This window comes from Mordavella massiliensis (assembly GCF_016901695.1).
In the GTDB taxonomy this organism is placed as follows: Bacteria; Bacillota; Clostridia; order Lachnospirales; family Lachnospiraceae; genus Claveliimonas; species Claveliimonas massiliensis_A.
Genome location: NZ_JACJKS010000003.1, coordinates 52,230 through 64,570 on the forward strand (window position 1 = coordinate 52,230; position 12,341 = coordinate 64,570).

Genomic DNA, 12,341 nt, shown 5'->3' on the forward strand with positions numbered 1-12,341 from the left:
GTTGACAGACTGCGGGTAAGTGTGTTATTATGACAGAGCAATTTAGCGTGGTAGAGTAATCAATTGATAAATTACTACTATGATAAAGCCACAAGGGAGGACAGACAAAGATGAAAAAGAGGATCGCACTTATCATGGCACTTACGATGACAGCGGCCGCTGTGCTTGCGGGCTGCGGCGGGACCGCGGACGAGGCGGAAGAGAATACGGAGAGCACGCAGAGCAGCTCCGATGCGGACGAGGGAACAGCCGAGTTCGCCGAGAAGGCGGAAGGGGATACGTTTACCGTCGGATTTGACCAGGATTTCCCGCCCATGGGATTCGTGGGCGAGGATGGCGGGTTCACCGGCTTTGACCTGGAGCTTGCCCAGGCTGTCTGCGACAAGATGGGATGGGAGTTCGAGCCCGAACCCATCGCATGGGATGCCAAGGACGCCATGCTTGAGTCCGGCACCATCGACTGTATCTGGAACGGATTTACCATGAACGGAAGGGAGGACGACTACACATGGTCTGAGCCCTACCTTGACAATACGCAGGTGTTTGTTGTGAGAGCCGATTCCGGCATCGCGTCAGCGGCGGATCTGGCGGGCAAGACGGTGGACGTGCAGACGGACTCCTCCGCCCAGGCGGCGCTGGAGGACAACCCGGAGCTCTCCGGCACGTTCGGCAACCTGCAGGTGATCCCGGATTACAACACAGGCTTTATGGAGCTTGAGTCCGGCGCCGTGGATGCGGTGGCCATGGACATCGTGGTGGCGGGCTATCAGATCGAATCCAGGGATGCAGACTTCGTGATCCTGGACGACGTCATCGCCACAGAGGAGTACGGCGTTGGCTTTGCGAAGGGCAACGAGGCCCTGCGGGATCAGGTCCAGACTGCGCTGGAGGAGCTGGCTGCAGACGGGACGATGGCGGAGATCTCCACCAAGTGGTTTGGTGAGGACATCACGACCATCGGGAAATAAATAAAAGCAGGATACAAAAAGGGCTGTCCTTTTGGGCGGCCCGTTTTTGGCGGAGAGGAGTTTTTTCATGGAATTTTCGGTAATGATCGGGCTGCTGCTGGAAGGGACGGGGATCACGGCGCTGATCTTCTTTGTGACGCTGGCGCTTTCCCTGCCGGTGGGCATGCTCGTCTGCTTCGGGCGGATGTCAAAGAACATCCTTGTCCGTTCCGTTTTTAAGTTTTACATATCTGTCATGCGGGGTACGCCCCTTGTGCTGCAGCTCATGGTGTTCTACTTCGGGCCGTTTTACCTGTTCGGCATGCAGCTGTCGGACACCTGGAAGCAGATGGCCTGGATCCTGGGCTTTTCCCTGAACTACGCGGCGTACTTTGCGGAGATCTACCGGGGCGGCATCGAGTCCATGCCCCAGGGGCAGTACGAGGCGGCTAAGATCCTGGGCTACAGCAAGTCCCAGACTTTCATGCGGATCATCCTGCCGCAGGTCATCAAGCGGGTCATGCCGTCCGTCACCAACGAGGCCATCACCCTGGTAAAGGATACGTCCCTGGCGTTCACGATCACGATCGCGGAGCTCTTTACCCAGGCCAAGGCGCTGGCGTCCCGGGAGGCGAATATGATCCCCTACGCCCTGGCGGCGCTGATCTACTACGTGTTCTGCCTGCTCGTCGCTTTCATCATGGAGCGGGTGGAGAAGAAGATGAGTTATTACCGGTAGAGACAAGGAGGCAGCTATGAGTCTGTTGGAAATTCACAATCTGAAAAAAAGTTTTGACGGCCTGGAGGTCCTAAGAGACATCTCCCTCCAGGTGAACCAGGGGCAGGTGCTGGGGATCATCGGGCCTTCCGGCTCCGGCAAGTCCACGCTTCTGCGGTGCGCCACCGGCCTGGAGACGCCGGACGCGGGCGAAATCCGGTATGAGGGCACGTTCGGGCTCGTGTTCCAGAACTTCAACCTCTTCCCACATTACAGCGTGATGAAGAACATCACGGACGCGCCCATCAAGGTGCAGAAGCGGCCGAAGGAGGAAGTGTACGCGGAGTCCCGCGCCCTTCTTGCGAAGATGGGGCTCTCCGACAAGGAGAACGCGTACCCGTACCAGCTCTCCGGCGGGCAGCAGCAGCGCATCTCCATCGCCAGGGCGCTGGCCATGAACCCGGACATCCTGTTCTTTGACGAGCCCACCTCGGCCCTCGACCCGGAGCTGACCGGGGAGATCCTGAAGGTCATCCGGGATCTGGCGGCGGAGCATATGACCATGGTCATCGTCACCCACGAGATGAATTTCGCCAGGAATGTGGCGGACCACATCATCTTCATGGACAAGGGCGTGATCGCGGAGCAGGGGACGCCGGAGGAGGTCTTTGGCTCTTCCAACGAAAGAATGAAGGAGTTCCTCGGAAAATTCGGTGAAAACGCATAAAGACAGACAAAAGGGCAGTGGGATTCTTGCTTTTCCCGCTGCCCTGTATTATACTTTTAAAGTATTTTTTTCAAACAGGAACGGCAGGATAAGGAGAAGGTGAGACTGGATGGAGAACTTTGAAAAGATAACGACAGGTCTTGGCGAGGAGTGCGGCGTCTTCGGGGCCTATGACATGGATGGGGGCGATGTGGCCCCCACTGTCTATTACGGCCTCTTTGCCCTGCAGCACAGGGGACAGGAGAGCTGCGGCATCGCGGTGACGGACACAAGGGGCGAGCGGAAGGTCCGGGCGAAGAAGGGACTGGGGCTCGTGAACGAAGTGTTTGACGAGGAGGCGCTTCACGCCCTCCACGGGAACCTGGGCGTGGGGCATGTGCGCTATTCCACGGCGGGCGGCACCCGGGCCGAGAACGCCATGCCGCTTGTCATCAACTATGTGAAAGGGGTCCTTGGCATCGCCCACAACGGCAACCTGACCAACGCGGTGGAGCTGCGCCGGGAGCTGGAGCAGACGGGCGCCATCTTCCAGACGACCATCGACTCCGAGGTGATCGCCTACCACATCGCGCGGGAGCGCTTACAGGCGCCCAGTGTGGAGGGGGCTGTGAAGAACGCCATGGGGAAGATCCGGGGCGCCTACGCCCTGGTGGTGATCTCCCCGCGCAAGATGATCGGGGCCAGGGATCCCTTCGGCCTGAAGCCCCTGTGCATCGGGAAGCGGGACAACACCTACTTCCTCGCCTCCGAGAGCTGCGCCCTGGCGGCGGTGGACGCGGCCTTTGTCCGGGATGTGGAGCCGGGGGAGATCGTGACCATCACAAAGGACGGCATCGCCTCGGACCGGAGCATGGCCATCGATCCGGCCCGGCAGGCCAGATGCATCTTTGAGTACATCTATTTTGCCAGGATGGACAGCACCCTGGACGGCGTCGATGTGTACCACGCCCGCATCACAGCGGGCCGGGCGCTGGCGGCCTCCTACCCGGTGGAGGCGGACCTGGTGGTGGGCGTCCCGGATTCAGGGCTGGTGGCTGCCAGGGGCTACGCGCAGGAGTCCGGCATCCCCTACGGCATGGCCTTCCACAAGAACAGCTACGTGGGGCGGACCTTCATCAAGCCGAAGCAGAGCGAGCGGGAGTCCAGCGTGCGCATCAAGCTGAACGTGATCCCCGAGGTGGTGAAGGGCAAGCGTGTCGTCATGGTGGACGACTCCATTGTCCGCGGCACCACCTGCGCCAACATCATCCGCATGCTCAAGCACGCGGGCGCGACGGAGGTGCATGTGCGGATCAGTTCCCCGCCCTTCCTGTACCCGTGCTACTTCGGGACAGACGTGCCCTCCAACGAGCAGCTCATCGCCCACTCCCACACGACGGAGCAGATCCGGGAGATGATCGGGGCTGACTCCCTGGGCTACATGGAGATCCCGAAGCTGAAGGAGATGGTGGGGGACCTGGCGTACTGCGACGCCTGCTTCACCGGAAATTACCCCATGGAGGTGCCGGGGGAGGATGTCTCTCTGGCATTTGAATAGCGGCTGTGTTACAATACAAAGAGCAGTACTTGTGTAAACGAATACTTTATAGAAGAGAAAGGAAACAGGACCTATGAATCAAGACAGGTATGTAAGCCCGCTCTCTGAGCGGTACGCAAGCAAAGAGATGCAGTACATCTTCTCGCCGGACATGAAGTTCCGCACCTGGCGGAAGCTGTGGATCGCCCTGGCGGAGACGGAGAAGGAGCTGGGCCTTCCCATTACGGACGAGCAGATCGAGGAGCTCAAAAGCCATGCAGAGGATATCAACTACGAGGTGGCGAAGGAGAGGGAGAAGCTGGTGCGCCATGACGTCATGAGCCATGTGTACGCCTACGGCCAGCAGTGCCCGAAGGCGAAGGGCATCATCCACCTGGGAGCCACGTCCTGCTATGTGGGGGACAACACGGACATCATCATCATGTCCGAGGCGCTGAAGCTGGTGCGCCGGAAGCTGATCAACGTGATCAGCGAGCTGGCCGGCTTTGCGGACAGATACAAGGCGCAGCCGACCCTGGCTTTCACCCACTTCCAGCCCGCCCAGCCCACCACGGTGGGCAAGAGGGCGACCCTGTGGCTGCAGGAGTTCCTGATGGACCTGGAGGATCTGGAGTACGTGCAGGGCAGCCTGAAGCTGCTGGGATCCAAGGGCACGACCGGGACCCAGGCCAGCTTCCTGGAGCTCTTTGACGGGGACCAGGAGACCATTGACAGGATCGATCCCATGATCGCGCAGAAGATGGGATTTAAAGCCTGCTATCCGGTGTCCGGGCAGACCTACTCCCGCAAGGTGGATACGAGGGTGCTGAACATCCTGGCAGGCATCGCGGCCAGCGCCCACAAGATGTCCAACGACATCCGCCTTCTGCAGCACTTAAAAGAGGTGGAGGAGCCCTTTGAGAAGAACCAGATCGGTTCCTCGGCCATGGCCTACAAGCGGAATCCCATGCGCAGCGAGCGCATCGCCTCCCTCTCCCGGTATGTCATGGTGGACGCCCTGAACCCGGCCATCACGTCCGCCACCCAGTGGTTCGAGCGGACGCTGGACGACTCGGCCAACAAGCGGCTCAGCGTGCCGGAGGGATTCCTGGCCATCGACGGCATCCTGGACCTGTGCCTGAACGTGGTGGACGGCCTGGTGGTGTATCCGAAGGTGATCGAGAAGCACCTGCTCTCTGAGCTCCCCTTCATGGCCACGGAGAATATCATGATGGACGCCGTGAAGGCCGGCGGGGACCGGCAGGAGCTTCACGAGCGCATCCGGGAGCTCTCCATGGAGGCCGGGAAGAACGTGAAGGAGAAAGGCCTGGAGAACAACCTCCTGGAGCTGATCGCCGCAGATCCCGCCTTCGGCCTCAGCCTGGAGGATTTAAAGAAGACCATGGACCCGGCCAGGTATACCGGCAGGGCCGCCGTGCAGGTGGACCGGTTCCTCGGCGATGTGGTGCAGCCTGTGCTGGAGGAGAACAGGGAGATCCTCGGCGAGAAGGCAGAGATCAACGTATAAAAAATACAGCAGGGAAGCAGGGCGCCCGGGGGGGCGCCCTTTTCATGTCAAAAATAGTGCAAAATAGTTCAGAAAATATGAAATATATATTGCAATTTCGACAATGGGGGAGTACAATCCTATTGATAAATTCATAACAATCAATAGATGTTATCTATGAGTAAGGAGGAGAGATTGTGGATACTTTAAACAACATTGTGCTGACCATCCAGCACTACCTGGCCGACTACATCCTGATCGTGGCGCTCTTCTGCGCGGGCATCTGGTTTTCCATCCAGACGAAGTTCATCCAGGTGCGCGGCTTCAAGCGCGGCATCAAGCAGGTGTTCGGCGGACTTTTCAGCAAGAAGGGAGATGCCGGCAATGACGGCATGAGCTCCTTCCAGGCCCTGGCCACCGCCATCGCGGCGCAGGTCGGAACGGGCAATATCGCCGGCGCGGCGACGGCCATCGCTCTGGGCGGACCGGGCGCCATCTTCTGGATGTGGGTTGCCGCCTTCCTCGGCATGGCGACCATCTACTCCGAGGCGCTGATGGCCCAGAAGTACAAGAGAGTGGGAGCGGACGGCGTGGTGACCGGCGGACCGGTGTACTACATCCGGGCAGCCTTCCAGGGCGCCTTCGGCAAGATCCTGGCCGGCATCTTCGCGGTGCTGCTCATCTTTGCCCTTGGCTTCATGGGCAACGCGGTGCAGTCCAACTCCATCGCGGTATCCTTCCACACAGCCTTCGGCATCCCCCAGTGGATCATGGGCCTTGTGGTGGCAGTGCTGGCCCTGTTTATCTTCTCGGGCGGCATGAAGCGGATCGCCAAGGTGACCGAGACGATGGTGCCTCTGATGGCGGCCCTCTACATCATCGGTTCCCTGATCGTGATCATCTACAACTGGAGAAACATCCCGCTGGCGTTCTATGAGATCTTTGTGGGCGCCTTCGCACCCCAGTCCATCGCAGGCGGCGCGGTGGGAGCGACCATCAAGCTGGCCCTCACAAAGGGCGTGGCGAGAGGCCTTTTCTCCAACGAGGCGGGCATGGGCTCCACACCCCACGCCCACGCGGTTGCCAAGGTAGAGCATCCGGTCATCCAGGGCCACGCGGCCATGATCGGCGTGTTCATCGACACCTTTATCGTGCTGACCATGACGGCCCTCGTCATCGTGACGAGCCGTGCCCTTCCCCTGTCCTATGACGTGGTGGACGGCGGCTACACGGGAGCGGAGCTGAGCCAGTTCGCCTACTCCACCTTGTACGGGAAAGGCGGCGAGATCTTCATCGCTGTGTGCATGTTCTTCTTCGCCTTCTCCACGATCGTGGGCTGGTACTTCTTCGGGCAGGCCAACATCAAGTACCTGTTCGGCTCCAAGGCGGTGCCCATCTACTCCGCCCTGGTGTGCGTGTGCGTGTTCCTCGGCTCCCTGGCCCAGGTGGACCTTGTGTGGAACATGGCGGACTGCTTCAACAGTATGATGGTCATCCCGAACATCATCGGTCTGCTGGCGCTCACCGGCATGGTGAAGAAAGTGCATGATGACTATTTCACAAATTTCCTGCCCGCACAGAAAAAATCTTCAAAAAAATAGACAAAAGACTTGAAAAAACAGGGCGGTTAAGGTACTATAAACGTGAAATAGATATCCCTTATAAATTTTGAAAAGCTATAGATTTTTTCGATAAAACATATAACTGAATAAGGGTTGATTTTTCCCACGAGAGAGCTGCAAATGAGCGGCCGCCGAAGAGGCAAGCGGGAGAGGCTGCGCTGGTCTTCACGTGAAACTTTCAGGCAAAAGGATTGGGAAAAGGACTGAATTCTGAATCTTGCAAAGACGGCAGTGCATGATGTCCTGTCGGAGCGACAGACAAAAGACAGAAGAGAGCGACGGACACAAAAGAACGTGTCTTGTCGCTCTTTTTACATCTTGCTATAGGAAGGACAGACGAGATGGCGTCATACAGTATTTTGACAAACAATCCTCTTGTTGCAGATAAATTAAAAGGAAAGAAGACGGTAGAGTACGTCCCGGTCTCCTACGAGGAGATACTGAAGATGGCCAGGGACCGGGTCTACCAGGGGTACAAGCTTTTATCACACCCGCTGTCCGGGAGTGTTAAACCAAAAGAAACGCCATATAAATCCATTATGGTCAGTACAAGAAAGGAGGAGGTGGAGGCGCAGTCAGTGCGGATCATCGAGGAGGCCGTCATGGCCTGCGGAAAGTTCACGGACCGGCGGGACAGCTACGGGCCGGACGTCAGGAAGGACTTTCAGATGATCGACTGGACACTGCTCGAGAGCGCATTTGCGTCAGCGGATGCCTGGTAAATGTCATTGGGAGGCTTAAGCTGAAAACAAAATATCATGTATCACAAGGAGGGAAACAACAGTGAGATTAGAAATGGGGCACATATACATTAAGGAGATCCAGTTTGCAGACACCTGCAAGATCGAAGACGGAACCCTTTATGTATCAGCAGAAGAGTTGAAGAAAGTTGCGTTGGAAGACGAGAAGATCAAGAGCGTGTCATTTGACATCGCGCGCCCGGGCGAGTCTGTCCGCATCACACCGGTGAAGGACGTGATCGAGCCCAGGGTGAAGGTAGAAGGAAAGGGCGGCGTATTCCCGGGCGTCATCTCCAAGGTTGACACAGTGGGAAGCGGCAAGACCTACGCCCTCAAGGGCATGGCCGTTGTCACGGCAGGCCGCATCGTAGGATTCCAGGAAGGCATCATCGACATGACCGGTCCGGGAGCAGACTACACCCCCTTCTCCAAGACGCTCAACCTTGTTATGGTCTGCGAGCCCATCGACGGGATCGAGCCGCACGACTATGAGAGAGCTGTCCGGTTCGCAGGCTTCCGTGTAGCCACCTACATCGGAGAGCTGGCAAGAGACCTGACTCCGGATGAGACGAAGGTATATGAGACATGTACGATCAAGGAAGGCCTGGAGAAATATCCGGATCTGCCGCGCGTCGCTTACGTGCAGATGCTGCAGAGCCAGGGACTTCTCCATGATACATACGTATACGGCGTGGACGCTAAGCGGATCGTTCCCACGATCCTCTCCCCGACGGAGATCATGGACGGCGCCATCGTATCCGGCAACTGTGTGTCCGCCTGTGACAAGAATCCCACATACGTACACCAGAACAATCCGGTCGTACACGACCTGTTTGAGGAGCACGGCAAGACGATCAACTTCGTATGCCAGATCATCACAAACGAGAACGTGTACCTGGCTGACAAGCAGCGCTCCTCCGACTGGACCGCAAAGCTTTGCAAGATGCTGGATCTGGACGGCGTGATCGTATCCCAGGAAGGCTTCGGCAACCCGGATACAGACCTGATCATGAACTGCAAGAAGATCGAGGCTGAGGGCGTGAAGACGGTCATCATCACAGACGAGTACGCCGGCCGCGACGGCAAGTCCCAGTCCCTGGCGGACGCGGACGCGGCTGCAGACGCAGTGGTAACAGGCGGAAACGCGAACGAGGTCATCATCCTGCCGAAACTCGACAAGGTGATCGGAACACTGGACTATGTGACAAAGATCGCCGGCGCCAGCGAGGAGACCCTCCGCGAGGACGGATCCCTCGAAGTGGAGCTCCAGGTCATCACAGGCGCGACCAACGAGACAGGCTTCGGCAAGCTGAGCGCAAGGTAGAAGGGAGGATATACGAGAAATGAGTAAGATCAAAGTCGTACATTATATCAATCAGTTCTTCGCCAACATCGGCGGGGAGGAGAAGGCGGATTACCCGGCAGAGCTCCGCGTAGGAGAGGTAGTCGGACCGGGTATGGCGCTCAAGATGAACTTTGGGGACGAAGCGGAGATCGTGGCTACGATCGTCTGCGGCGACTCCTACTTCAATGAGAACCTGGACAAGGCCAAGGCGGACATCCTGGCTATGGTCAAAGAGCAGGCTCCGGATGTATTCATCGCCGGACCGGCCTTCAACGCCGGCCGTTACGGCGTGGCCTGCGGTACCATCGCGGCGGCTGTGCAGGAGGAGCTTGGCATCCCGGCTGTGACCGGCATGTATGTGGAGAACCCCGGCGCGGACATGTTCAAGGACAAGGTGTACATGGTGTCCACAAAGAACAGCGCGGCAGGCATGAGAGGGGCTGTCTCCAAGATGGCGCCCCTGGCCCTGAAGCTGGCCAAAGGCGAGAAGATCGGCGCATCCTGCGAGGAGGGGTACATCCCCAACGGCGTGCGTGTGAACTTCTTTGAACAGGAGAGAGGCTCCCAGCGTGCGGTGAAGATGCTCCTCAAGAAGCTGGCCGACAAGCCCTTCGAGACCGAGTATCCGATGCCCAGCTTTGACAAGGTGGCTCCGAACCCGGCAGTCAAGGATCTGGCCCATGCAAAGATCGCCCTCGTGACAAGCGGCGGCATCGTTCCCAAGGGAAATCCGGACCACATCGAGAGCTCCAGTGCTTCCCACTACGGCGAGTACGACATTGCGGGCGTTATGGACCTGACAAGCGAGACATACGAGACGGCTCACGGCGGATATGACCCGGTTTACGCCAACGAAGATGCGGACCGCGTTCTGCCGGTAGACGTTTTAAGAGATATGGAGAAAGAAGGAAAGATCGGTGAGCTCCATCATCTTTTCTACACAACGACAGGAAACGGCACGGCTGTCGCCTCCGCAAAGGCATTCGCAGCCGAGTTCTCCCAGAAGCTTCTGGCAGACGGAGTTGACGCTGTTATCCTGACCTCCACCTGAGGCACCTGTACTCGTTGCGGTGCAACGATGGTGAAAGAGATCGAGAGAGCAGGGATCCCGGTTGTACATATCTGTACAGTAACCCCGATCTCCATGACGGTGGGCGCGAACAGGATCGTTCCCGCGATCGCCATCCCCCATCCTCTCGGAAATCCGGCGCTTGACCACGAGGAGGAAAAGAAACTCCGCCGCCATATCGTGGAGAAAGCTCTGGACGCCCTCACAACAGAGGTGGACGGTCAGACAATTTTCGATTAGAATAAAAGAAAAAGAGAAAAGGAGATGTTACCGATGAGCAAAGTTTATGACGTGATCATCCTGGGCGCCGGCCCCGGCGGGCTGGCTGCAGGGCTCTATGCCGGCAGGAGCCGTCTGTCCACACTGGTCATCGAGAAGGGCCAGGACGGCGGACAGATCGCCATCACGGACGACATCGAGAACTACCCGGGACAGATCGTGGAGGGCGAGTCAGGTCCCTCCCTGATCGCCAGAATGACACAGCAGGTCGAGAAGTTCGGCGCAGAGCGCGTGTCCGACACGATCAACTCCGTTGATTTCAGCGGGGAGATCAAGATCCTGCGCAGCGCGAAGAACGAGTATCAGGCCAAAAATGTCATCATCGCCACGGGCGCTTACGCCCGGCCGATCGGCTGCAAGGGCGAGGCGGAGTTCCGCGGCAAGGGCGTATCCTACTGCGCGACCTGCGACGCCAACTTCTTCGAGGACATGGAAGTCTTCGTGGTGGGCGGGGGCGACTCCGCTGTAGAGGAGGCCATGTACCTGACCAAGTTCGCCAGAAAGGTTACGATCATCCACAGAAGGGACGAGCTGCGCGCAGCCAAGTCCATTCAGGAGAAAGCGTTCAAGAACCCCAAGATCGAGTTCTTCTGGGATAGCGTTGTGGAGGAGCTTGGAGGAGACGACATCCTCCAGTGGATGAAAGTGAAGAACGTAAAGACAGGCGAGATAAAGACTGTCGAGGCGGACGAGGAAGACGGCATGTTCGGCGTGTTCGGATTTATCGGGACCGTTCCGAACTCCAAACTCTTCGAGGGCGTCATTGACATGGACGAGAGAGGCTACATCCGGACGGATGAGAACATGCACACGAATGTTCCCAATGTCTACGCGGTGGGCGACGTCCGCATCAAGAGCCTTCGCCAGGTCGTGACGGCGGCCGCAGACGGCGCCATCGCAGCTGTGCAGGTGGAGAGAAGCCTGTCCGATTATTTCTAGAAAGTAAAGAAAAGGAGAGTTGAAGACCAATGATCGATGTAGATAAGACCACATTTGAAGAAGAAGTACTGAAAGCAGACGGCTACGTGTTCGTAGATTTCTACGGGGACGGCTGCGTACCCTGCCAGGCACTGATGCCGAAGGTGCATGAGTTCGCAGACACATACGGGGACAAGATCAAATTCACATCCCTGAACACGACAAAGGCGCGCCGCCTTGCTATCGCCCAGAAGGTTCTGGGCCTCCCGGTTATGGCTATCTATAAGGATGGAGAGAAAGTGGAGGAGCTCGTAAAAGACGACTGCACACCGGAGAGCATTGAAGCGATGATTAAGAAATATCTTTAATCATAAGCGGGGCATCTGCCCCAAAACAAAAAGCAACAAAACGAAATGAAAGGAGAAACGCATAATTATGGCTATTTTGAAAGACAAAAAAGTGATAATTATCGGAGACCGTGATGGAATACCCGGACCGGCGATCGCTGAGTGCGTGAAGACAGCCGGCGGCGACATCGTATTCGCATCCACGGAGTGCTTCGTCTGAACGAGCGCAGGCGCAATGGATCTGGAAAACCAGAAGAGAGTGAAGGAGTTTGCCGAGGAGTACGGCCCGGAGAACATCGTAGTTGTTCTCGGTGCGGCTGAGGGCGAGGCTGCAGGTCTTGCAGCTGAGACCGTTACGGCAGGCGATCCGACTTTCGCAGGTCCGTTGACAGGAGTCCAGCTTGGACTTCAGGTATATCACGTATGTGAACCCGAGATGAAAGAGGAGTTCGATGAGGCTGTCTATGATGAGCAGATCAGCATGATGGAGATGGTTCTCGATGTAGACGATATCATTTCCGAGATGACAGCGATCAGAGACGAATATTGTAAATTCTAGGTGGGCGGGGCGGTGTTACCCCGCCGCCTCGTTTTTTTACCAAATTT

At 57.5% G+C, this 12,341-nt stretch carries 12 protein-coding genes and 1 riboswitch; all 12 genes read left to right on the forward strand.

All coding sequences use genetic code 11. From position 1 onward, the window contains the following. Positions 1-110 precede the first annotated feature (110 nt). The 12 genes from H6A20_RS02730 to grdA all read left to right on the forward strand — a co-directional run bounded on the left by H6A20_RS02730 (position 111) and on the right by grdA (position 12,294). Positions 111-968 (forward strand): amino acid ABC transporter substrate-binding protein, encoded by an 858-nt coding sequence (locus tag H6A20_RS02730; RefSeq protein ID WP_204905632.1) that lies wholly within the window; start codon positions 111-113, stop codon positions 966-968. Positions 969-1,035: 67 nt separating this feature from the next. Further along, complete coding sequence (locus H6A20_RS02735) at positions 1,036-1,686, forward strand: amino acid ABC transporter permease (protein ID WP_204905633.1); 651 nt, start codon at positions 1,036-1,038, stop codon at positions 1,684-1,686. A 16-nt stretch (positions 1,687-1,702) separates the two neighbouring features. Next, complete coding sequence (locus H6A20_RS02740) at positions 1,703-2,392, forward strand: amino acid ABC transporter ATP-binding protein (RefSeq protein ID WP_275952113.1); 690 nt, start codon at positions 1,703-1,705, stop codon at positions 2,390-2,392. A gap of 109 nt (positions 2,393-2,501) precedes the next feature. Continuing rightward, positions 2,502-3,929 carry an amidophosphoribosyltransferase gene (gene purF, locus H6A20_RS02745; RefSeq protein ID WP_204905634.1) on the forward strand — a complete coding sequence of 476 codons (1,428 nt, stop codon included), beginning with the start codon at positions 2,502-2,504 and terminating at the stop codon, positions 3,927-3,929. Between the two features lie 73 nt (positions 3,930-4,002). Beyond that, entirely contained in the window at positions 4,003-5,436 is a 1,434-nt protein-coding gene (purB, locus tag H6A20_RS02750) for an adenylosuccinate lyase (protein WP_204905635.1), read from the forward strand. A gap of 176 nt (positions 5,437-5,612) precedes the next feature. After that, complete coding sequence (locus tag H6A20_RS02755; protein WP_204905636.1) at positions 5,613-7,016, forward strand: amino acid carrier protein; 1,404 nt, start codon at positions 5,613-5,615, stop codon at positions 7,014-7,016. Between the two features lie 115 nt (positions 7,017-7,131). Then, positions 7,132-7,241: riboswitch (glycine riboswitch) on the forward strand. A 155-nt stretch (positions 7,242-7,396) separates the two neighbouring features. Then, positions 7,397-7,759, forward strand: coding sequence for a GrdX family protein (locus tag H6A20_RS02760; RefSeq protein ID WP_243426102.1), 363 nt, complete (start codon positions 7,397-7,399; stop codon positions 7,757-7,759). Between the two features lie 61 nt (positions 7,760-7,820). Next, complete coding sequence (locus H6A20_RS02765; protein ID WP_204905638.1) at positions 7,821-9,101, forward strand: glycine/sarcosine/betaine reductase component B subunit; 1,281 nt, start codon at positions 7,821-7,823, stop codon at positions 9,099-9,101. 19 nt (positions 9,102-9,120) lie between these two features. Beyond that, positions 9,121-10,431, forward strand: a complete 1,311-nt coding sequence (grdB, locus tag H6A20_RS02770; RefSeq protein WP_204905639.1) for a glycine reductase complex selenoprotein B — start codon at positions 9,121-9,123, stop codon at positions 10,429-10,431. Positions 10,432-10,464: 33 nt separating this feature from the next. Beyond that, entirely contained in the window at positions 10,465-11,409 is a 945-nt protein-coding gene (trxB, locus tag H6A20_RS02775) for a thioredoxin-disulfide reductase (RefSeq protein WP_204905640.1), read from the forward strand. Between the two features lie 29 nt (positions 11,410-11,438). Further along, positions 11,439-11,756, forward strand: a complete 318-nt coding sequence (trxA, locus tag H6A20_RS02780) for a thioredoxin TrxA (RefSeq protein ID WP_204905641.1) — start codon at positions 11,439-11,441, stop codon at positions 11,754-11,756. A gap of 67 nt (positions 11,757-11,823) precedes the next feature. After that, the gene (grdA, locus tag H6A20_RS02785) at positions 11,824-12,294 is read left to right on the forward strand and encodes a glycine/sarcosine/betaine reductase complex selenoprotein A (RefSeq protein ID WP_204905642.1); all 471 of its coding nucleotides are present in this window, start codon (positions 11,824-11,826) and stop codon (positions 12,292-12,294) included. Positions 12,295-12,341 lie beyond the last annotated feature (47 nt).